17 protein-coding genes are annotated in these 21,388 nt (G+C 64.8%); 8 read left to right on the top strand and 9 right to left on the bottom strand.

The features are described from left to right. Positions 1-62: 62 nt before the first annotated feature. The 4 genes from ASF32_RS17495 (at position 63) to msrP (ending at position 5,239) form a co-directional block, all read left to right on the top strand. Complete coding sequence (locus tag ASF32_RS17495; RefSeq protein ID WP_056431148.1) at positions 63-1,559, top strand: leucyl aminopeptidase; 1,497 nt, start codon at positions 63-65, stop codon at positions 1,557-1,559. Further along, positions 1,559-2,335 carry a hypothetical protein gene (locus ASF32_RS17490; protein WP_056431145.1) on the top strand — a complete coding sequence of 259 codons (777 nt, stop codon included), beginning with the start codon at positions 1,559-1,561 and terminating at the stop codon, positions 2,333-2,335. The genes ASF32_RS17495 and ASF32_RS17490 overlap by 1 nt, the downstream gene beginning before the upstream one ends. Positions 2,336-2,439: 104 nt before the next feature. Continuing rightward, on the top strand, positions 2,440-4,143 hold the full coding sequence (locus tag ASF32_RS17485) for an AMP-binding protein (protein WP_056431142.1): 1,704 nt from the start codon (positions 2,440-2,442) through the stop codon (positions 4,141-4,143). Positions 4,144-4,282: 139 nt separating this feature from the next. Further along, entirely contained in the window at positions 4,283-5,239 is a 957-nt protein-coding gene (gene msrP / locus ASF32_RS17480; protein WP_056431138.1) for a protein-methionine-sulfoxide reductase catalytic subunit MsrP, read from the top strand. Between the two features lie 225 nt (positions 5,240-5,464). On the opposite strand, the gene ASF32_RS17475 is transcribed toward msrP, so the two are convergent. From ASF32_RS17475 to carB, 6 genes are all read right to left on the bottom strand, one after another. Continuing rightward, positions 5,465-6,355 (bottom strand): LysR family transcriptional regulator, encoded by an 891-nt coding sequence (locus tag ASF32_RS17475; RefSeq protein WP_056431588.1) that lies wholly within the window; start codon positions 6,353-6,355, stop codon positions 5,465-5,467. A gap of 232 nt (positions 6,356-6,587) precedes the next feature. Next, on the bottom strand, positions 6,588-7,562 hold the full coding sequence (gene trxB / locus ASF32_RS17470; protein WP_056431134.1) for a thioredoxin-disulfide reductase: 975 nt from the start codon (positions 7,560-7,562) through the stop codon (positions 6,588-6,590). A 14-nt stretch (positions 7,563-7,576) separates the two neighbouring features. Continuing rightward, entirely contained in the window at positions 7,577-8,593 is a 1,017-nt protein-coding gene (locus tag ASF32_RS17465) for a mitochondrial fission ELM1 family protein (RefSeq protein WP_156467870.1), read from the bottom strand. Between the two features lie 34 nt (positions 8,594-8,627). Then, the gene (locus tag ASF32_RS17460; protein WP_200919173.1) at positions 8,628-9,164 is read right to left on the bottom strand and encodes a hypothetical protein; all 537 of its coding nucleotides are present in this window, start codon (positions 9,162-9,164) and stop codon (positions 8,628-8,630) included. Positions 9,165-9,182: 18 nt separating this feature from the next. Next, positions 9,183-9,659 (bottom strand): transcription elongation factor GreA, encoded by a 477-nt coding sequence (gene greA / locus ASF32_RS17455; protein ID WP_187273304.1) that lies wholly within the window; start codon positions 9,657-9,659, stop codon positions 9,183-9,185. A gap of 127 nt (positions 9,660-9,786) precedes the next feature. Further along, on the bottom strand, positions 9,787-13,272 hold the full coding sequence (carB, locus tag ASF32_RS17450; protein ID WP_056431125.1) for a carbamoyl-phosphate synthase large subunit: 3,486 nt from the start codon (positions 13,270-13,272) through the stop codon (positions 9,787-9,789). Between the two features lie 338 nt (positions 13,273-13,610). On the opposite strand from carB, the gene ASF32_RS17445 reads away from it, so the two are divergent. Then, a complete protein-coding gene (locus ASF32_RS17445; RefSeq protein ID WP_156467869.1) occupies positions 13,611-14,030 on the top strand; it encodes a pseudoazurin in 420 nt (139 codons plus the stop codon). 52 nt (positions 14,031-14,082) lie between these two features. Here the strand turns inward: ASF32_RS17445 and ASF32_RS17440 are convergent, their stop codons facing one another. Beyond that, complete coding sequence (locus tag ASF32_RS17440; protein WP_056431120.1) at positions 14,083-14,460, bottom strand: hypothetical protein; 378 nt, start codon at positions 14,458-14,460, stop codon at positions 14,083-14,085. Positions 14,461-14,660: 200 nt separating this feature from the next. Then, on the bottom strand, positions 14,661-15,899 hold the full coding sequence (gene carA, locus ASF32_RS17435; RefSeq protein ID WP_056431116.1) for a glutamine-hydrolyzing carbamoyl-phosphate synthase small subunit: 1,239 nt from the start codon (positions 15,897-15,899) through the stop codon (positions 14,661-14,663). A 205-nt stretch (positions 15,900-16,104) separates the two neighbouring features. Between carA and ASF32_RS17430 the strand changes: the two genes are divergently transcribed. The 3 genes from ASF32_RS17430 to rpoD all read left to right on the top strand — a co-directional run bounded on the left by ASF32_RS17430 (position 16,105) and on the right by rpoD (position 20,782). Further along, positions 16,105-16,566, top strand: coding sequence for a GatB/YqeY domain-containing protein (locus tag ASF32_RS17430; RefSeq protein ID WP_056431113.1), 462 nt, complete (start codon positions 16,105-16,107; stop codon positions 16,564-16,566). Positions 16,567-16,661: 95 nt separating this feature from the next. Next, positions 16,662-18,584, top strand: a complete 1,923-nt coding sequence (dnaG, locus tag ASF32_RS17425) for a DNA primase (RefSeq protein WP_082469951.1) — start codon at positions 16,662-16,664, stop codon at positions 18,582-18,584. Between the two features lie 197 nt (positions 18,585-18,781). Further along, positions 18,782-20,782 carry an RNA polymerase sigma factor RpoD gene (gene rpoD, locus ASF32_RS17420; RefSeq protein ID WP_056431109.1) on the top strand — a complete coding sequence of 667 codons (2,001 nt, stop codon included), beginning with the start codon at positions 18,782-18,784 and terminating at the stop codon, positions 20,780-20,782. Positions 20,783-20,922: 140 nt separating this feature from the next. Here rpoD and ASF32_RS24780 read toward each other — a convergent pair whose 3' ends face one another. Further along, positions 20,923-21,312 (bottom strand): hypothetical protein, encoded by a 390-nt coding sequence (locus tag ASF32_RS24780; RefSeq protein WP_082469953.1) that lies wholly within the window; start codon positions 21,310-21,312, stop codon positions 20,923-20,925. Between the last annotated feature and the right edge of the window lie 76 nt (positions 21,313-21,388).

Here is a 21,388-nt window from a genome sequence, read left to right as displayed (position 1 = left end):
AGTGTCGCGGCGGCGCGTGTTCCGCCGCACGCACCAATCCTGACCTTCGGAAAGCGTGACTTATGGCGGACGGTATCACGATCGCATTCGGGCCGCTCGGCCCGGTCGGCCACGGCGACATCGTTCTCTTCGTCGGCGATGATCTGGCTCTCTCCCCCGCTGTCGCACAGGCCGTCGGCCGCGGCGCGTCCGATCTGGTGGCGCGCGCCGCCGCGAGCGAGCGGTTCAAGGGCAAGTCGCTCACCTCCCTGGCGCTGCCCGCGCCCGCCGGGCTCGATGCCGACCGGTTGCTGGTCATCGGCCTCGGTTCGGAGAAGGATCGCGCCAAGATCGATTGGCCGGCGCTCGGCGGTTATGCCGCGAGCAAGCTCAGCGGCCGCCAGGCCCATGTCGCCCTCGATTGGCCCGGCGCGTCTGTGAGCCCGGCCAATGCCGCCGATTTCGCTCTCGGAGCGCGCCTGCGCGTCTACAGTTTCGACCGCTACAAGACGAAGAAGAAGCCCGAGGGCGAAGAAGGCCGCGTCACCGCGCTCACGCTCATGGTCGGCGATCCTTCGGGAGCCGAGGCGGCGGCCAAGCATTCCGAGGCCGTGGCCGGCGGCGTCCTGCTCGCCCGCGAACTCATCAACGAGCCGCCGAACGTGCTCTACCCGGAGGAATTCGCCCGGCGTGCGGAGGAGCTGACCAAGCTCGGCGTCGAGGTCGAGGTTCTCGGCCCCGGCAAGCTCGAAGCCCTCGGCATGGGCGCGCTCCTCGCCGTCGCGCAGGGCTCCACCCGCGAAGCGCGCGTGGTCGTGATGCGGTGGAACGGCGGCGCCGACGCGTCCGAGGCGCCCATCGCCTTCATCGGCAAGGGCGTGTGCTTCGATTCCGGCGGCATCTCCATCAAGTCCGCCGGCGGCATGGAAGACATGAAGGGCGATATGGGCGGCGCCGCCTGTGTCGTCGGCACGATGTTCGCGCTCGCCTCGCGCAAGGCGAAGGTCAACGCCATCGGGGCGATCGGCATCGTCGAGAACATGCCGGATGGCGGCGCGATGCGCCCCGCCGACATCGTCACCTCGATGTCCGGCCAGACCATCGAGATCATCAATACCGATGCCGAGGGACGTCTCGTCCTCGCCGACGTGATCTGGCACGTGCAGAGCGCCTACAAGCCGAAATTCATGATCGATCTGGCGACGCTCACCGGCGCGATCATCGTCGCCCTCGGCCAGGACATCGCCGGCATGTTCTCGAACGACGATGCGCTTGCCGCCAAGATCGCCGCCGCCAGCGAGGCGACCGGCGAGGCGGTGTGGCGGATGCCGCTGATCCCGGCCTACGACAAGGCCATCGATTCGAAGTTCGCCGACATGAAGAACACCGGCGGCCGCCATGGCGGCGCGGCCACCGCCGCCTCGTTCATCAAGCGCTACGTCAACAACGTTCCCTGGGCCCATCTCGACATCGCCGGCGTGGCGATGTCGTCGAGCCCCAGTGAGATCAACCGGAGCTGGGGTGCGGGCTGGGGCGTGCGCCTCCTCGACCGGCTCGTCCGCGACAATTACGAGGCGTGATGCCATCCGGCGGCGCGTCGGCGGTGCTCGTCCCGGCCGCCGCCACTTCTCCCGTAGGCGCGATCTCACCGCTCGTGCCTGCGGCATTCCCGCTGATGGCCGCGTTCCTCGCGCTGTGCGCCACGGCCGTGACCGGGCTGAGCCAAGCCTCGCCGCTTCCGCCCGAGCTGGCGGCGCGGTTCTACGGCTTCTTCCTGCAGCAATACCCGCTCTTCACCTTCGCCATCGTCTATGGCTTGGCGAGGCTCGTTGCGATGGCGGCGATAAGCACCGCGTCCCTTCCCCGGCGCATCGTCGGCGTGCTGCTGGGGGGCACGCTGCTTCTCGCCCTCAGCCTCTATCCGACCTTCGGCGGTTTGGTGCTTCGCGCAGGCTTTGCCACCGGCGGCATGACCTTCCTCACCTATCAGCCGATGAGCGTTGCCTTCGCCCTCGGTTCCGCTTCGTCGGCCTTCGTGTTCGGCTCGGCCCTGGCGGTGGGCGCACTCCTGATCGGCGGCCGAACCTCGGCGGCATCCTGGGGGCGTCGCCTCGCCACCGGCCTTCTCCGCAGCGCCGCGGGCTTTCTCGCGTTATGGTTCGCTTTCGCAGTGATCGGGCAGGCTCATATGGCGGGCTTCGGCCCCTGGCCCAGGCGCGCTCTATCGACCGGCGAGGCGGGTTTGGGAGCGTCCCTCGTTCTCGCCGCGTTTCTGCCTCATGCCATACTCGTGTGGCTGGCACTTCGTGACAGATCGCGGCGGAAGAAACCCGGCGCCCCGTCGATTGCGGTTTGATCCGATGACAGGGACGTCGAAAAGATAGTTTACATATGAACGAAGGCGGCACCAAGCCGCTGCGCGGATAACAAGCCGCCGCGCACATCAGAGGGAGGATCGAGATGGTCCAAGGCACGGCCCCCGGGCCGGTTTCCGTGCGCCCATGGCTTTCCATGTATCCGCCCGGCATACCCGCCGAGATCGACGTCACCAGCCCGCGCACCCTCGTCGACATCCTGCGGCTCAGCACGACGCAATGCGCCGCTCGTCCGGCCATCCGATGTTTCGGCACATCCGTCACCTATGCCGAACTCGGTGCCTCCGCCGATGCCATTGCGGCCTGGCTGGTCGCCGAGGGGTTCGGCAAGGGCGACCGGATCGCCATCATGATGCCGAACGTGCCGGCCTATCCGGCGACGATCTATGGAATCCTGCTGGCCGGCTGCGTCGTGGTCAACGTGAATCCGCTCTACACGCCCCGTGAACTGGCGGTGCAGATCAACGATTCAGGCGCGAAGGCGCTCTTCGTCCTCGAGAATTTCGCCCATACGGTCGCCGGCGCGGGCGCCGATCTCGACCTCGATCGGATCGTCGTCGCCGGGCCGGGTGACGGGCTTGGCCTCAAGGGCCGGATGATCGATCTCGCCGCGCGCCATATCAAGAAGGCGGTGCCTCCCTATCGACTGCCCACGGGGAAGACGTTGCGCTTCGACGCGGTCGTGCGCCGCGGGCGAAGCCTGCCGAAAGTGTCCGTCCCGGTCGGACCGCAGGATCTCGCCTTCCTGCAATATACCGGGGGTACGACGGGCGCGGCCAAGGCGGCGATGCTGACCCATGCCAACGTCGTCGCCAACGTGGCTCAGTGCCGGGTCTGGTTCTGCGTGTCGGAGACCGACGGGGTCGACCGGGTGATGGTCACGGCTCTGCCGCTCTATCACATCTTCGCCCTGACCGGCTGCTTCTTCCTGTTCATGAGCATCGGCGGATGCTGCCTGCTCATCCCCAATCCACGCGACGTGGACGGGTTCGTGAAGACCCTGAAGGGCAATCGCTTCACGCATATTTCCGGCGTGAACACGCTCTTCAACATGCTCAACAACCACCCGAAGATCACCGAGGTGGATTTCTCCGCAATCCACTTCGTCATCGCCGGTGGCATGGCCGTGCAGGCTCCCGTGGCGGCCAAATGGAAGGCGATCACGGGCAAGTCCATCGTCGAGGGCTACGGATTGTCGGAAACTTCCCCCGTGGTCTGCGTGAACGACCCGCGGGCGGATTGGACCGGTACGATCGGCTTTCCGGTTCCCTCGACCGATGTGGCGATCCGTGATGCCGAGGGGAGGGACGTCCTTCCCGGCGAGCCGGGCGAACTCTGCGTGCGTGGTCCACAAGTCATGGCGGGTTATTGGAAGCGGCCGGACGAGACTGCGCTGGCGACGACCAGCGATGGCTATTTCCGCACCGGGGACGTAGCGGTGCTTCAGGCGGACGGGCAGGTACGCATCGTCGACCGGATGAAGGACATGATCCTGGTCTCGGGCTTCAACGTCTACCCGAACGAGGTGGAGGAAATCCTCGTCGGCCATCCCGGCGTGCTCGAATGCGCGGTGGTCGGCACCCGATCCGAGGAGACCGGCGAGATGGTGGTGGCGCATGTGGTGCTCAAGGATAAGAGCGTCGATGTCGAGGCGCTGCGAAGCTACGCGCGTTCGCAGCTGACCGGCTACAAGGTGCCGAGGCGCATCGTCTTCCACGACGCGCTGCCGAAGACCAATGTCGGCAAGGTGCTTCGCCGGGCCCTGCGCGACGACGCGGCGCGCCCCTGAGCGGCACGCCGATGTAACCGGTGGCGGCCTCTCATCGAATGGTGACGATAGGCCTCGCTTGCGCTGATGCGCGGCGGGGACGATCTTCGCGGGATACAGCCGCCGCAAGCGGCGATCCCACCATTTTCGAGGACGGCACATGTACATCAAGCGCAGTCGCGGCTGGGAAATGCCTGAGCGCCTCGCGACGCCCGAGAGCGTCTTCCTCAACCGCCGCGCCTTGCTGGGCGGGGCTGCGGGCCTCGCCGCGACGTCTCTCGTCGGCGTCGAGCACGCATTCGCTGCCGCCGATCCGACGAGCGGTCTCTATCCGGCGGCGCGTAACGATGCCTATACGCTCGACCGTCCGCTGACGGCCGAGAAGTTCTCGGCCGATTACAACAACTTCTACGAGTTCGGTACGTCGAAGACCGTGCTGCCGGCTGCTAATGCGCTAAAGACCCGCCCCTGGACCATCAAGATCGACGGATTGGTCGAAAAGCCGTTCGAGATCGGGATCGACGATCTGGTCCGCAAGATGACCCTCGAGGAGCGGCTGTACCGCCATCGCTGTGTCGAGGCTTGGTCGATGTCGGTGCCCTGGACGGGTTTCCCGCTCTCCAAGCTCGTCGCCCTGGCAAAGCCCGCATCCGGTGCGAAATACGTTCGCATGGAGACGTTCATGGACAAGGCCATGGCGCCGGGCCAGCGCTCGTTCCTCTATCCGTGGCCCTATGTCGAGGGTCTGACGATGGAGGAGGCCAACAACGACCTCGCCTTCATCGCCACGGGCATCTACGGCAAGCCGCTCGCCAACCAGTTCGGCGCGCCGATCCGCCTCGCGGTGCCGTGGAAGTATGGCTTCAAATCGGTGAAGTCGATCGTGAAGCTGTCCTTCGTCGCCGAGCGGCCGAAGACGTTCTGGGAAGGCCTCCAGGCCTCGGAATACGGTTTCTGGGCCAATGTGAACCCGGCAGTGTCGCATCCGCGCTGGAGCCAGGCATCGGAGCGCGTACTCGGCACCGACCAGCGTGTTCCGACGCTGATCTACAACGGCTACGGCGAGCAGGTGGCCGGGCTCTACAAGGGTCTCGAAAACGAGCGCCTGTTCGTTTGAGGCCCGGTTTGATCGGCTTTTTCGGTGGAAGCTTATGCCGAAGCCGATCATCCCAGCAGATCACCTCATCCTGAGGAGCCCTTTGCTTGAGCAAAGGGCCTCGAAGGAGAGCTCCAGCTGTCGTGCTATCCCTGGTAGCCTCCTTCGAGGCTGCTACGCGACACCTCAGGATGAGGTAAAGCCCTGGATTAACAACGCAAACAGGCCTTGAGAGACTTCTTCCGGTCAGTAGGTCCAGCGCTGGGCCTTCGCCACGAGGAAGTCCCTGAAGGCCTGCACGCGCGCCACGGAGCGCATTTCCTCGGCATAGACGAGGTAGCTCTCCATATGCGGCATCTCGACGTCGCGCAGCACCTGCATAAGGCCGGTCTGCCCCTCGACCGCGTAATCCGGGAGGATACCGATGCCGGCGCCGGTTTCCATCGCCTTCTGCAGGGCGGCGATATTGTTGACGGTGAAGTGGATCGTTCTCCGCTCCTGGCCTTCACGGCCGACGGTGGACAGCCAATGGGTCGCCAGCAGGTAGGAGGGTTCGTTGCCGCCGAATGAGACGAGGCGGTGATTGTCTAGGTCCGCGATGGATTTCGGCTCGCCGAACCGCTTCACGTAATCGGCCGAGGCGAAGGCATGGTAATGCACCGTGAACAGCCTGCGCTGGATCAGGTCCGGTTGGGCGGGTCGCCGCATCCGAACCGCGACGTCGGCCTCGCGCATGGCCAGATCGAGTTCCTCGTTGGTGAGGATGAGCTCGACGCGGACGTCGGGATAGAGGTCCAGGAATTCCGCGACACGCTGGGCGAGCCAGGAGGTGCCGAGACCCGTCGTGGTCGTCACCTTGAGGTCGCCGCTCGGACGCTCGCTCGTCTCAACGAGGCGCGCCCGGGTGTTCTCCAGTCGCAGCTTCATGTCCCGCGCGGCCCGGAACAGCAGGTCGCCCTGCTCGGTCAGGATGAGGCCCCGGGCGTGGCGGTGAAAGAGGGGAGCCTTCAACTCGCGTTCGAGGGCGCTGATCTGGCGACTGACCGCCGACTGGCTCAGGCCGATATCGTCGCCCGCGCGGGTGAAGCTGCCAGCCTCGGCAACGTTGAGGAAGATCCGGATCTTGTCCCAGTCCACGGCGTCCAACCCCCTCACGCAGCCCCGTTCCGACGACCGGACTCCCGATGCCGGACCCGGTTCGGTCTGGGATCGGTCTTTGCCGTGTCTCGGTGTGCCCGGCCGCCGTTTCCTACGGTTCGGCCAAACAACACGGGACGCCGAGCCGATGGAACTCGGCTCGTGCTGGTTTTAGGACAACGATCTTGCGATTAGGTTGACGCCCGACGCAAGGCGCCGAACGAAAATTTCCCTATTCGGCGGCAGCCTGCTGTGGGGTTTCACCCAGTTCGAGGGCCGCGAGGTACTTTTCAGCCTCCAGCGCCGCCATGCAGCCCATGCCGGCCGCGGTGATCGCCTGCCGGTAGACATCGTCCGTCACGTCGCCGGCGGCATAGACACCGGGGATCGCCGTCTCGGTCGTGCCCGCCTTCGTCTCGATGTAGCCGCCATGGCGCATGGCGAGCTGTCCCTCGAAGATCCCGGTCGCCGGCTGATGCCCGATGGCGACGAAGACGCCGTCGGCCTTCCGCTCGGTGATCGCGCCCGAGCGCACGTCCTTCAGGCGCAGATGAGTGACCGAGGGCGGTGACTGGCTGCCGCAGATCTCCTCGATCGCGTGATGCCAGACCACTTCGACGTTGGGATGCTTGAACAGGCGCTCCTGCAGGATGCGCTCCGCACGGAACTCGCCCCGGCGATGGACGACCGTGACCTTCGAGGCGAGGTTGGCGAGATAGAGCGCCTCCTCGACGGCCGTGTTGCCGCCGCCGACCACCACGACCTCCTTGCCGCGAAAGAAGAACCCGTCGCAGGTAGCGCAGGCCGACACGCCGAAGCCCTGGAACTTCGCTTCGGACGGCAGGCCGAGCCATTTCGCCTGCGCCCCTGTGGCGATGATGAGCGCGTCGCAGGTGTAGGTTTCGCCGGAATCGGCTTCCAGATGGAACGGCCGCGCCTGCAGATCGACCTTGGTGATGTACTCGGACACGATCTTCGTGCCGACATGCTCGGCCTGGAGCTTCATCTGCTCCATCAGCCACGGTCCCTGAATCGGATCGGCGAAGCCCGGATAATTCTCGACATCGGTCGTGATCATCAGCTGGCCGCCCGGCTGGAAGCCGGAGATCAGGAGCGGCTCGACCATGGCGCGGGCCGCATAGATGGCGGCGGTGTAGCCGGCCGGGCCTGAGCCGATGATGATGAGCTTGGAATGGTGGGGGGCCATGGTTCGGACGTCTCCTACGGCCGCGACGCAGGTGCGAACCCGGCGCGGTGCTCGATATAGGCGCGGGCCATAGCTTCTGCGATGGTCGGCGTCGCGTCGAGGGGGGTGTAATGCAACTCTTCCAGACGGCCGGTGAAGGGCTTCAGCGCGCCCGCCATGGCCAGGCCGGCGAAGAGCCGCCTGTGCCGGATGTAGGTTTTCGGGAGATCGAAGAGAAGCACCGGCGCGCCGGTGCTCACCGCTTCCCCCACCATATTGGCCGAATCCGACGTGACCACGATGGCGTCGGCGAGCGCCAGCAGCGACACGTAGGGGTTCGCCCCCGTACCGTCCCAGAAGAATCCCTGTTTCTCTTCAACGAGGCGCTGCAAGGCCGAACGCAGGGGCGACGGTGTGCGGCGGGACACCGTGAGCATGAGCGACGCACCGCCATCGGCCAGCTTCGTCAGATGGGCGAGAAGCCGCTTCATGTCGGTCGTACGGTAGCTCAGATGGCGGCTGTCACCCCCGATCAATACCGCTACGCGAGGCTTCGAAAGATGAGTCAGACGGGGGTCGGGTGAGCGGCGCGCAGCCGCCAGACGTGCCGCCGTCACCTGGTGCGGCGCCGTCAGCGTGGTGAGCACGTTCGGCCCGCGAAGATCGTCGTAATCCGGCACCCAGATGAAATTCGCAGTGTCGTGGCCTGTCCGTGGATCCTTCAGGAAGGCCGTAAAGGTCTGGCCCTTCGACGCTTTCCGGATCGCGCGAAGGTAGGGAACGGCGCGGCGGCCCGAGGCGATCACGATCTCGGGAAAGGGACCGGCCAAGGCACCGCCTCGCTGGCCCGGGCGATCACGCGGGTCGATCGGTCCCCACGGGGCGAGCCAGCCGAAGGGGGGGCGCGGCGAGACGCGGCGGATCTCGTAGTCCAGACCGAGCGTCTCTGCCAGACCGATGCACTGGTTCTCATCGCCGGCCTTGCCGTCCGTAACGATCCAGGCGCCGAGATGAGCGAGTTTTGCGGACACGAGTTCACCAGCAGGTCGCATCACACCGGCTGCTCCCAAGATCGACATGGCTGCGTCAGTTCGACGGGAATGCTCGGCGCAACCAGCCGGCATAGTGCCGGGCTATCGCGGCTACGCGGCGGCGTTCCGAATCCATGTCATACCATGCCCCGCCCGAGCTCGATGGCAGGGCTGAAAGCTGCGGATGCCGGGCAAGCACCTCGCCCCGACGCCCGACGAGCAGGGCTTCGCCATCGAGATAGTCGGATTGCGAGCCGCCACCAAAGCCGCTGCGGCCGCCTTCGCTGCCGGTATAGGGACGTAGCGAAAGGCTCTTGATCCTCACCACCAGAACCGGTCCGGTCCCGCCGAGCCTGTCGGCAAATTCCTGATTCAACGCAGTCAGGAGATCCCCGCGAAGCGCCTCCGCGGGGGCACCGCCGCCCTGAACCAGCAAAGGCCCCACATCCACACGGATGGCCGACAGTTTCGAACTACCGAAGGACGAAAGCCCTTGGGCGAGGGTCGGCGCGGCCATAGCGAGAAGAGCGGCGATAGCGATCGCCGCTCTCTGCAAGATCCTGACTGAAAGGCGGCATGCCGCCGGCTTCATGATGAGATCTCTCCGACGTCAGACGCCGTACTGGACCGCGACCACTTCGTAGGACTTGCCGCCACCCGGCGTCGTCACCTCTACGGTGTCGCCAACGCCCTTACCGATGAGAGCGCGAGCGATCGGGGAGGTGATCGAGACGAGACCCGAACGGACATCTGCCTCGGGCTCACCAACGAGCTGGTAGGTCTTCTCTTCCTCGGTATCCTCGTCCACCAGTTTCACGGTGGCGCCGAACTTGATCTTGGTGCCGGACAGCTTGGTCACGTCAATCACCTCGGCCCGGGCGATCATGCTCTCGAGCTCCATGACGCGGCCCTCGTTGTGGGACTGCGCTTCCTTGGCGGCATGATACTCAGCATTTTCCGAGAGGTCGCCGAGCGCGCGCGCTTCAGAGATGGCCTGGATGATGCGCTGACGCTCCACCTGCTGGCGATGCTTCAGCTCGGCTTCCAGCGCAGCGAACCCGCGCACCGTCATCGGAACCTTGTCTATCGTCATCGTCTCGCGCCACAATGAATAGGCCCGGTCGGGAGCGGAATGCTCCCTCCGGGCCAGAGTAAGATGGTCTTGAAGCCTTGGCACCTGCTACGTCCAATCAAGTCGGACGCAGCATCAAATGTTAGGCCGCGAAGTATTCCTGCAAAGCGCGGACTTGGAGATCACCTTCGAGATAGGCCTTGATCCCCTCGGCCGCTGCCATCGCTCCGGCTAGAGTGGTGTAGTACGGGACTTTATGCAAGAGGGCCGCCCTGCGCAGGGAGCGCGAGTCCGAGAGTGCGCCTGCGCCTTCCGTCGTGTTGAACACCAGCTGGATGTCGCCGTTCTTGATCGAATCGACCACGTGCGGCCGGCCCTCCAGCACCTTGTTCACCCGCTCCGTGGGGACGCCGTTCTCCAAGAGGTAGCGCTGCGTCCCGCTGGTGGCGACGATGACGAAACCGGCCTCCGACAACTCCCGGATGGCCGGCAGGATGCGGGCCTTGTCGGCATCACGGACCGAAACGAACACCGCGCCGCTTTTCGGCACGAGGGTGCCCGAGCCGAGCTGGCTCTTGGCGAAGGCGACGCCGAAACTCGAATCGAGGCCGATGACCTCACCGGTGGAGCGCATCTCCGGTCCGAGCAGGACATCGACGCCAGGGAAACGGGCGAAGGGGAACACGGCTTCCTTGACGGCGATGTGGTCGAGGACCTTGGGCTTGAGCCCGAAACTCGCGAGCGGCTCGCCGGCCATGACACGCGCCGCGATCTTGGCGATGGGCTCGCCGATAACCTTGGCGACGAAGGGTACCGTGCGGGATGCCCGCGGGTTCACCTCCAGCACGTAGATCGCGCCGTCCTTGATGGCGTATTGCACGTTCATCAGGCCGCCGACCTGTAGGGCCAGCGCCATCGCTCTGGTCTGGCGCTCCAGTTCGGCGATGGTCTCGGGCGAGAGCGAGCGCGAGGGCAGCGAGCAGGCGGAATCGCCCGAATGGATGCCAGCCTCCTCGATGTGCTCCATGATGCCGGCGATATAGACGTCCTTGCCGTCGCAGATGGCATCCACATCGATCTCGGTGGCATCCGAAAGATAGCGGTCGAACAGGAGCGGGTTCTTACCCAGCACCGTGTTGATCTGGCCGGTCTTGTCGTTGGGGTAGCGCGATTTCACGTCCGACGGGATCAGGCTCGGCAGAGTGTCGAGGAGATAGTCGGCGAACTGGACCTCGTCGCGAATGATAGCCATGGCGCGGCCGCCCAGCACATAGCTCGGCCGCACCACGAAGGGCAGGCCGAGATCGGAGGCCACGAGGCGGCTCTGCTCGACGGAATAGGCGATGCCGTTCTTCGGCTGCTTCATCCCGAGCTTGTCGAGGAGGCGCTTGAACTGGTCGCGGTCCTCGGCGAGGTCGATGGCGTCGGGGGAGGTGCCGAGGATCGGCACGCCGGCCGCTTCGAGCGCGCGGGCGAGCTTCAGCGGGGTCTGGCCGCCGAACTGGACGATGACGCCGTGCAGCGTGCCGGCCTGCCGCTCGGTCTCGATGATCTCGAGCACGTCCTCCTGCGTCAGCGGCTCGAAATAGAGCCGGTCGGAGGTGTCGTAGTCGGTGGAGACCGTCTCCGGGTTGCAGTTGACCATGATGGTCTCATAGCCGGCCTCGGTGAGCGCGAAGCAGGCGTGACAACAGCAATAGTCGAACTCGATGCCCTGGCCGATACGGTTGGGCCCGCCGCCGAGGATGATGACCTTCTTGGCGTCGGTGGGCTGCGCCTCGTCGACCACGGCGCCGGCGAAGGGCGCCACGTAGGTGGAATACATGTAGGCGGTGGGCGCCTTGAACTCGGCCGCGCAGGTGTCGATGCGCTTGAAGACCGGGCGGACGCCCAGCGCCCGGCGGGCGGCTCGGACGCTGTCCTCGTCGGTCTTGGCGAGCACCGCGAGGCGGGCATCCGAGAAGCCCGCCGCCTTGAGCTGGCGCAGCGCGCCGGGCGTGGTGGGGATGCCGTGGGCCTTGACCCGGTTCTCCAAGTCGATGATCGCCTGGAGTTGCTCCAGGAACCACGGATCGATCTTGCACGAGGCGTGGACCTCCTCGTGGCTGACGCCGAGGCGGAGCGCCTGACCCACCTTGAGGAGACGGTCCGGGGTCGGCGTGCCCAGGGCCGCCTTGATGGCGTTGTGGTCGTCGCCCTTGCCGAGCCCCTCGATCTCGATCTCGTCGAGGCCGGTGAGGCCGGTCTCCAGGGAGCGCAGCGCCTTCTGCAGCGATTCGGCAAAGCAGCGGCCGATGGCCATGGCCTCGCCCACCGACTTCATCGCCGTGGTCAGCGTCGGCTCGGCGCCGGGGAACTTCTCGAAGGCGAAGCGCGGGATCTTGGTGACGACGTAGTCGATGGTCGGCTCGAACGAGGCCGGGGTCGCGCCGCCGGTGATGTCGTTGGCGATCTCGTCGAGGGTGTATCCCACCGCGAGCTTGGCCGCGACCTTGGCGATGGGGAAGCCCGTCGCCTTGGAGGCGAGCGCGGACGAGCGCGACACGCGCGGGTTCATCTCGATGACGATCATCCGGCCGGTGGCCGGGTCGATGGCGAACTGCACGTTCGAGCCGCCGGTCTCCACGCCGATCTCGCGCAGCACCGCGAGCGACGCGTCGCGCATCACCTGATACTCTTTGTCCGTGAGCGTCAGGGCCGGGGCCACGGTGATGGAATCGCCGGTATGGACGCCCATCGGATCGATGTTCTCGATGGAGCAGACGATGATGCAGTTGTCGTTCTTATCGCGAACGACCTCCATCTCGTATTCCTTCCAGCCGAGGACGCTCTCCTCGATCAGGACCTCGTTGGTCGGCGAAGCGTCGATGCCGCGCTCGACGATGTCCAGGAATTCTTCCCGGTTGTAGGCGATGCCGCCGCCGGTGCCGCCCATGGTGAAGGAGGGGCGGATGATGGCCGGCAGGCCGACTTCGGCCAGCGCGATCAGCGCCTGTCCGATGGCATGCTCGCCGTAGCGCTTGCGCCGGTCGGACTCGCCTGCGTGCCACTTCTTCTCGAATGCGGCGAGGGCGGCCGGGCGAGTGGCCTCGTCGGTGGAGGTCTCGATCCGGGCGATCTCGGCGAGGTACTTTTCGCGATCCACCTTCTTGGCGGCGGATGCGTTGGCGACGGCCGATTTCGGCGTTTCCAGGCCGATCTTGGTCATCGCGTCGCGAAACAACTGCCGATCCTCGGCCTTGTCGATGGCCTCGGCCGTTGCGCCGATCATCTGGACGTCGAATTTTTCGAGTATGCCCAGCTTCTTGAGCGAGAGGGCGCAGTTCAAGGCCGTCTGGCCGCCCATGGTCGGCAGCAGGGCGAAGCCGCCGGGAAGGACGTGACGCTCCTTCTCGATGATCTTGGCAACGATCTCCGGCGTGATTGGCTCGACATAGGTCGCATCCGCCATGTCCGGGTCGGTCATGATGGTCGCCGGGTTCGAATTGACCAGCACGATCCGGTAACCCTCCTCGCGGAGGGCCTTGCAGGCCTGCGTCCCGGAATAGTCGAACTCGCAGGCCTGCCCGATCACGATCGGACCGGCACCGATGATGAGGATCGTGGAGAGGTCGGTGCGTTTCGGCATCGGGCGCCTTGGCTTGCGGACGCGCGCATCCGTCAAGCGCGGCGCCACAATCTGGAGCGGGCCGGATATGGACGCGAGCGGCGTGAATGATCGTTAGGGGTCGCGTCTACACGCGGCGGGAGGGTTTTGGAAGAGCGTTGAGAGGCTTGGCGACGATTGTGCCCGCCTCGGATGACCGCTCGTTCGCCGCCAAGAATAATCAAACTATAATAAATATAAATCTAAGAAGATGCAAAATATTGCGCCCTAGACGGAGCTGTGTAATTGAGACGATCGGCGCGTTGTCGATCTCGAACAAGACTAATTCGAGGATAAGAATGATAAAGCTAGGAACGCTCATGGGCACGCTGGCCCTGTGCATCGCCTCCGGCCCAGCCGCTTTCGCCGCCGAGATCGCCGTGAAGACCCTCAACAGCGGGCCGGGTGGTCTAATGGTCTTCGACCCTGCCTTCGTGAAGTTGGCGCCGGGCGACAGCATCAAGTTCGTCCCCCAGGACAAGGGGCACAATGCCGAACTGATCAAGGGCATGGCGCCCGAGGGAGCGGAAACCTTCAAGACCGTCCTGGGCAAAGAAGAGGTCGTCAAGTTCGACAAGCCCGGGGTCTACGGCATCAAGTGCTCGCCGCATTACCTCATGGGCATGATCGCCGTGGTGGTGGTCGGCGACAAGCCGGAGAACCTCGAAGCGGCGAAGGCGGTGACGCACAACAAGCTCGCCGCCAAGCGGTTCGTGCCCCTGCTCGCCCAGGTTCAGTGACGTAAGAAGAGGAGGCGGCGCCAAGCCGCCTCCGACTACCCGCGCGGTACGATCAGAGGCCGATATAGAGGGCGGCCACCGCGCGATCGATGGAAAGATAGAACACGCCGAAGGCCACGGCGGCGGCGGCGGCGAATTCCAGGGCGACGTTGGGCAGGGTCTGCGAGCGGCGCAGGATCTCGCGGCCGAAGAACAGGCTGAGCCAGGCAATCGTGAGGACGACGGGCAGGACGAACAGGAAGGACCAGGTGCTCTCGATGGTCTGGGTGCCGCCGGCCGGGTCGATGAGCGCGCGGATGTTGCGGACCCAGGGGGCGTAGCAGGCCGAATACAGGGCGGTCATCCAGGCGAGAGCGACGGCCACGCCGAGATGGAACGTGAAGACCCGATGCAGGCGCGAGAAATCATCGCGCGCGTCGTCGAACGTCATGTGGAAAACCCCGTGCTCAAGGCAGTAGGACGATCGTCGCGGCGGTGTCACCGTGCCGATCGTCGTTGGCTTCGGGGAGTGCCGGTCAAAGCCGGGTTTTTTGTGACAACGAGGGAACCATTTCGCGAATGCCCCGGCGGCGATCCGCCGGAACTCAATGGATGGGTGCGAAAGCGCCTGACGCGGCGAACGAAACGGCCCTACGCGGCGCCCGTGGGAGCCGTCTCGGCCTTGCCACTGCGCATCAGCGCCACGAACCGCTCGAACAGGTAGTGGCTGTCGCGTGGGCCCGGCGAGGCTTCCGGGTGGTGCTGAACCGAGAAGGCCGGGCGGTCGGTGAGGGTGAGTCCGCAATTCGAGCCGTCGAACAGCGAGATATGCGTCTCCACCGCCGTCTCGGGCAGGCTGGCCGGATCGACGGCGAAGCCGTGGTTCATGGAGACGATCTCGACCTTCCCCGTGGTCTTGTCCTTCACCGGGTGGTTGGCCCCGTGATGGCCCTGAGCCATCTTCACGGTGCGTCCGCCGAGCGCGAGGCCCATGAGCTGGTGTCCCAGGCAGATGCCGAAGGTCGGCACCTTCTCGTCCAGAAGCTCGCGGATCACCGGGACCGCGTATTCGCCGGTGGCGGCCGGATCGCCTGGACCGTTCGAGAGGAAGACACCGTCGGGCTTCATCGCCATGATCGCGGCGGCGGAGGTGGTGGCAGGCACGACGGTGACGTCGCAGCCGGCCTCGGCGAGCAGGCGCAGGATGTTGCGCTTCACCCCGTAATCGATGGCGACGACCTTGAGGCCCTCGCCGATCTGGCGGCTGCCGTAGCCGCTCTTCACCGCCCAGGTCGTCTGCGACCAATCGGAAGTCTCGCGGCTCGTGACCGGCGGAACGAGGTCGAGACCCTCCATCGGGGCGAGGGCGGCGGCGCGCGCCTTCAGTGCCTCGCGGTCGAACCGCCCCTCCGGATCGTTGGCGATGACGGCGTTGGGCATGCCGTGGTCGCGGATGAGGGCTGTGAGCGCCCGCGTGTCGATCCCGGTGATGCCGACGATGCCGCGCGCCTTCAGCCAGGCGTCGAGATGGCTCGACGAGCGCCAGCTCGACGGGTTGGTGACGGCCGAGGCGATGACCGCGCCGCGGACGCCGGAGGCGGGGGCCGCGTCGAGGCTCTCCAGGTCTTCGTCGTTGGTGCCGGTATTGCCGATATGCGGAAAGGTGAAGGTGACGATCTGGCCGGCATAAGAGGGGTCGGTGAGGATTTCCTGGTAGCCGGTCATTGCGGTGTTGAAACAGACCTCGCCATCGGCGGCCCCGGTCTGACCGATGCCGAATCCTTCGAGGACGGTGCCGTCGGCCAGCACGAGGAGGGCTGTCGCGACGGGCTCGGCCCACGGTGCGGGCGTGGAGGATGATTGCGCTGGGGCGCCTTCGTCTTGCAGCATCGTCGCGATCTCGCTTATGTCCGGCCGACCCATCGACGCCGGTACGACGGCGCGTGCGGGTGACGCATTGTGCGGCGCTCATAACGAGCGGGCCGTGATGGGGTCAATGTGGCCTCGGCGTTCGACCGGCTCAACCACTTCGATTCGCAGAATCTCGCAATTCGCACACCATTCCCGTTATCGGGACTACTTTCAGGAGACAACCATGCTGCGCGCCCGCCTTACCAGCGACATGAAAGAGGCCATGAAGGCCGGCGACAAGGCCAAGCTCGCCACTGTGCGGATGATTCAAGCCGCTTTGAAGGACAAAGACATCGAGGCCCGCGGTCTCGGCAAAGAGCCAGCCACAGAGGAAGAAATTCTCGCACTACTGCAGAAAATGATCAAACAGCGGAACGAATCCGCTGGCGTCTATGATCAGGGTGGCCGCCCCGAACTCGCCGAGAATGAGCGGGCCGAGGCTGCGATCATCGCGGGTTATCTGCCCCAACAGATGGATGAGGCCGAGACGAGAGCTGCGATCGAGGCGGCTGTCGCGGAAACCGGTGCGGCTGGTCCTAAGGACATGGGCAAGGTCATTGCCGTGTTGAAAGGAAATTTCGCGGGCCGGATGGATTTCGGCAAGGCTAGCGGTCTGGTGAAGGACGTGCTGAACGCCAAATCCTGACTGATGGGGTTTCTGGGGGGAGCGCGCGTCGAAGCGTTCGGGACTCTTTAAACGCACTGGGCTAGAATGAACCTCTGCAAAGGTTCGGTGCCCCAGTGCGTTACCCGCCCCACATCCTCGAAGAGATCAGAGCGCGGCTTCCCGCCTCCGACGTGGTCGGGCGGCGGGTTAGGCTGAAGAAGGCGGGCCGCGAGTGGCGCGGCCTATCGCCCTTCAACTCGGAGAAGACGCCGTCCTTCTATGTGAACGACCAGAAGCAGTTCTACCACTGTTTTTCGAGCGGTAAGCACGGCGACGTCTTCACGTTCCTGATGGAGACCGAGGGCCTCAGCTTTCCCGAGGCGGTGGAGCGCCTGGCCGGGGAGGCGGGGGTGACCCTGCCCGCGCCCAGCGCCGACACGCGGGAGATGGAAACCAAGCGCACCGGCGCTTTCGAGGTCATGGAACTGGCGGCCGCCTATTACGAGGACCAGCTCAAGGGCCGCCTCGGTACCGGCGCCCGCGCCTATCTCGACCGGCGCGAACTCGGCCCCGAGATCCGCTCGCGTTTCCGGCTCGGCTACGCCACGTCGGAGCGCTACGGCCTGCGCGATCATCTGGCCGCGAAGGACGTGGACAAGGAGCTGATGGCCGAACTGGGCCTGCTCGTCAGCGGCGACGACATCGCCGTCCCCTTCGACAAGTTCCGCGACCGGGTGATGTTTCCCATCACCGACAGCCGGGGCCGGGTCATCGCCTTCGGGGGCCGGGCGATGCAGGCCGACGCCAAGGCGAAGTACATGAATTCGCCGGAGACCCCGCTCTTCCACAAGGGGCAGGTGCTCTACAACCTGCACGGCGCCCGCAAGGCGGCCCATGATCGCGGGACGATCATCGCGGTGGAAGGCTATGTCGACGTTATCGCCATGACCATGGCCGGACACCCGAACGCTGTCGCCGGCCTCGGCACGGCCTTAACGGAGGAACAGCTGGCGCTGCTCTGGCGCCATGCCGACGAGCCGATCCTGTGTTTCGACGGTGACGGCGCCGGCCAGCGCGCGGCGTTCAAGGCACTCGATGTGGCCCTGCCGGGATTGACGCCTGGAAAGTCGCTGCGCTTCGCGCTTCTGCCGGAGGGGCAGGACCCCGATGACCTGCTCCGCTCGGCCGGCGCTTCGGCCATCGATCGCGTTCTCGAAGGCGCCCGCCCCCTTGTCGACGTTCTATGGTCGCGCGCTACGGAATCCACGCCAGCGGATACGCCCGAACGCAAGGCTGGTCTCGCCAAAGGGCTTCGCGAGATGGTCGCTTCGATCCGCGACGAGACAGTGAGACGGTTCTATAAGGATGAGATAGAGGGGCGCCTTCGTGGCCTCTCACCCGCTAGTAGCGGTGGCCAGCGTCGGACCGGTTATGAGCCCCGGAACGGTGGTGTATCGACGTTTCAGCGCAAACCGCGACCTGGTGATCCGCCGCCATCACCGCGAATCACTACGAAGTTCAACCCGCTCTTTGCTGGATCGACTAATTCCGGCGGGACGGCAATGTTTCGCGATCGTGAGGCTATGATCGTCTCGAGCTTGCTGGCTCACCCGGAATTATTGGGGATAGAAGCCGAGGATCTGGCAGCGCTGGAACTCGACGATCCCGACGCACAGGCGCTACGGTCCCTGCTGCTGGACCAGGCCGCGGACGCCGATCAGCCGGATGTGGAGGTGCTGGAAACTCGTTTGCGCAGGGCTGGGCTCGGCGAGGCAGCGATACGGCTCGCCTCCCATGTCCGGCCTGGTGACCGCTGGACGCTCGATCCACATGCAGACCGGATGCGGCTGGAAGACGCATTGCGTCAGGCCGTGATCTTGCACCGGAAGTCTGGCGCGCTAAATAGCGAGCTTCGCTCTGCCGAGCGCGCACTGGTCGAGGATGAATCCGAGGCCAACTTCGCTTGGCTTTGCGACGTCAAGGAACGTATGGCCGTAGTCGCAGGGGCAGAGGCAGACGCCGACGTGCCAGAATCAGACGATACGGCGGCCGCGTAACCACGACGAAACAGGATTTAGGGTGCCGCTTGCGGCGCATGGTTAACAATCGGTCAAGCGTCGTGCTTGTACACCGAAATATGAGATATCGACGCGGTCGCCTCGTGCGCGCCGCACATCACAGAATGGTGGCGTGGACGACGCGGAGTGAGCCGAACGCTCCCGCTCAACGCGACCAGGGCAACAATAGGCGGAACATGGCGACGAAGGCAACGGAACGGGACGATGCGGATGCTGCTCCTGAGCAACAGACCGACGGACCGCTCCTCGATCTGACCGATGCCTCGGTAAAGCGGATGGTGAAGCTCGCTAAGAAGCGCGGCTACATCACCTATGAGGAGATCAACGAGGTGCTGCCTGAGGGGCAGTCCGATCCGGATCAACTCGAGGACGTGCTGTCACAGCTGTCCGAGATGGGCATCAACGTCGTCGAGGCCGAAGAGACCGAGGATGCTGGGGGCGACAAGCCCGCCAACGGTGAAGCGTCCGACGACGATGACGCCGCCGAAGGCACGGAAGTCGCCGAGATCGCCCCGACTAAGCCGCTCGCCGTTCGCGAGACGACGGCGAAGGAACCAACTGATCGTACCGACGATCCGGTTCGCATGTACCTGCGCGAGATGGGCTCGGTGGAGCTACTCTCCCGTGAGGGCGAAATCGCCATTGCGAAGCGCATCGAGGCCGGCCGCGAGGCGATGATCGCGGGCCTCTGCGAGAGTCCGCTTACCTTCCAGGCCATCATCATCTGGCGCGATGAGCTCGTCGACGGACGCGTGCTGCTGCGCGACATCATCGACCTAGAGGCGACCTATGCCGGGCCGGACGCGAAGAACGCTCCTCAGCTCACCGAGGGCGAGGATGCGGACGAGGCCGAGGCCGAGGCGCCGATCCCCTCTGAGGGCGGCGACGACGAAGACGACATGGAGAACAACGTTTCGCTCGCGGCGATGGAAGCTGAGATCAAGCCGCGCGTTCTCGAGACGTTCGACAACATCGCCAACAACTATAAGAAGCTGCGCAAGCTCCAGAACGAGCATGCCGATCTCAAGGCGGGTGGCGGAACGCAGACCTCCGCTCAGAGTCAAAAGCAGTCCGACCTCAAGGATACCGTCGTCGCCGACGTGAAGTCGCTGTCACTCAACTCGAACCGCATCGAAGCGCTGGTCGAGCAGCTTTACGACATCAACAAGCGCCTCATCAGCCATGAGGGTCGCCTCATGCGCTATGCCGAGAGCCATGGCGTCGCCCGCGACGAGTTTCTGCGCCACTACCAGGGCTGGGAGCTCGATCCGAATTGGATGGAGCGTGTCGGCAAGCTCGGCGGCAAGGGCTGGAAGAACCTTGTCGAGAAGGGCGCCAAGCAGGTTGCCGATCTGCGTGAGCAGATCCTGACGCTCGCGTCGGAGACCGGCTTGGAGATCGGCGAATACCGCAAGATCGTCAACATGGTTCAGAAGGGCGAGCGCGAAGCCCGTCAGGCCAAGAAGGAGATGATCGAGGCCAACCTCCGTCTCGTGATTTCCATCGCCAAGAAATACACCAACCGCGGCCTGCAGTTCCTGGACCTGATCCAGGAGGGCAATATCGGCCTGATGAAGGCCGTCGATAAGTTCGAGTATCGCCGCGGCTACAAGTTCTCGACCTATGCCACGTGGTGGATCAGGCAGGCGATCACTCGCTCGATCGCCGATCAGGCGCGCACCATCCGCATTCCGGTGCACATGATCGAGACGATCAACAAGATTGTCCGGACCTCGCGCCAGATGCTGCACGAGATCGGCCGCGAACCGACTCCCGAGGAGCTGGCCGAGAAGCTTGCCATGCCTTTGGAGAAAGTCCGGAAAGTCCTGAAGATCGCCAAGGAGCCGATCTCCCTCGAAACGCCTATCGGCGACGAGGAGGATTCGCATCTCGGCGATTTCATCGAGGACAAGAACGTCGTTCTGCCGATCGATGCGGCGATCCAGTCGAACCTGCGCGAGACCACCACTCGCGTGCTGGCCTCGCTGACGCCGCGCGAGGAGCGTGTGCTGCGCATGCGCTTCGGCATCGGTATGAATACCGACCACACCCTCGAAGAGGTCGGTCAGCAATTCTCTGTCACGCGTGAGCGTATCCGTCAGATCGAAGCCAAGGCGCTGCGGAAGCTGAAGCACCCGAGCCGCTCCAGGAAGTTGCGAAGCTTCTTGGACAACTGAGGTCGGATCGTTCCGCGTTTCAGGCGACGATCATCTTTCAGAATCTAGAATGGCGCATCCCTCGGTGCGCCATTCTCGTTCAGGGCCTATGACCCGTAAATAAGGGACGCGACGGCTCGTCGGCCTTGGCCACCTACGCGTCAATAGCTTGCCGCACGCGATGGGTCGAAGCCGCGCTTGCGCGAATAGATACTTTCTGCATCCGGCATGATGGCTCCTGCCATAGGATTTACGGGATTGGTGGCCCTGGGCTTTTGCCGAGATGCGTCCGTTCCACAGCCATTGCACAAGGACGCGATAGCCCGTTCACCGCGCCGGGCGATCCGTTCATTGAAGGTTGCCTGGCGCCGGCTGCTGGTTTCGTTCGATTCGGAGAAGCTCGATGTTGTCCGAGCATGAGCCTCGTCGCCTGCTGCAGCCTGCGCGCGGGATGGCGTGTTCGCGGCCGGAAGCGATACAGGCTCGGCCTTTGCCACCCCGGTACACGTCATGGCGATCACGAGGGCGACAACGCGATGTGCGAAAGGCATGGGCTGATCCGATGGTAGAGATAGAAAATCGGCGTCACGATCGGCCGGTGATGGCCAATTCCATATTACCGTGGCA

The sequence above is a fragment of the Methylobacterium sp. Leaf91 genome (genome assembly GCF_001422815.1).
Lineage (GTDB): Bacteria > Pseudomonadota > Alphaproteobacteria > Rhizobiales > Beijerinckiaceae > Methylobacterium.
This window is presented reverse-complemented; position numbering and strand designations above follow the sequence as displayed.

Bases quoted from the DNA above. Each gene is read 5' to 3' on its own strand.
- ASF32_RS17495 (WP_056431148.1), top strand. From the start codon at position 63: ATGGCGGACGGTATCACGATCGCATTCGGGCCGCTCGGCCCGGTCGGC.
- ASF32_RS17490 (WP_056431145.1), top strand. From the start codon at position 1,559: ATGCCATCCGGCGGCGCGTCGGCGGTGCTCGTCCCGGCCGCCGCCACT.
- ASF32_RS17485 (WP_056431142.1), top strand. From the start codon at position 2,440: ATGGTCCAAGGCACGGCCCCCGGGCCGGTTTCCGTGCGCCCATGGCTT.
- msrP (WP_056431138.1), top strand. From the start codon at position 4,283: ATGTACATCAAGCGCAGTCGCGGCTGGGAAATGCCTGAGCGCCTCGCG.
- trxB (WP_056431134.1), bottom strand. From the start codon at position 7,562: ATGGCCCCCCACCATTCCAAGCTCATCATCATCGGCTCAGGCCCGGCC.
- ASF32_RS17465 (WP_156467870.1), bottom strand. From the start codon at position 8,593: ATGCGACCTGCTGGTGAACTCGTGTCCGCAAAACTCGCTCATCTCGGC.
- ASF32_RS17460 (WP_200919173.1), bottom strand. From the start codon at position 9,164: ATGAAGCCGGCGGCATGCCGCCTTTCAGTCAGGATCTTGCAGAGAGCG.
- carB (WP_056431125.1), bottom strand. From the start codon at position 13,272: ATGCCGAAACGCACCGACCTCTCCACGATCCTCATCATCGGTGCCGGT.
- ASF32_RS17445 (WP_156467869.1), top strand. From the start codon at position 13,611: ATGGGCACGCTGGCCCTGTGCATCGCCTCCGGCCCAGCCGCTTTCGCC.
- ASF32_RS17440 (WP_056431120.1), bottom strand. From the start codon at position 14,460: ATGACGTTCGACGACGCGCGCGATGATTTCTCGCGCCTGCATCGGGTC.
- carA (WP_056431116.1), bottom strand. From the start codon at position 15,899: ATGCTGCAAGACGAAGGCGCCCCAGCGCAATCATCCTCCACGCCCGCA.
- ASF32_RS17430 (WP_056431113.1), top strand. From the start codon at position 16,105: ATGCTGCGCGCCCGCCTTACCAGCGACATGAAAGAGGCCATGAAGGCC.
- rpoD (WP_056431109.1), top strand. From the start codon at position 18,782: ATGGCGACGAAGGCAACGGAACGGGACGATGCGGATGCTGCTCCTGAG.
- ASF32_RS24780 (WP_082469953.1), bottom strand. From the start codon at position 21,312: ATGCCTTTCGCACATCGCGTTGTCGCCCTCGTGATCGCCATGACGTGT.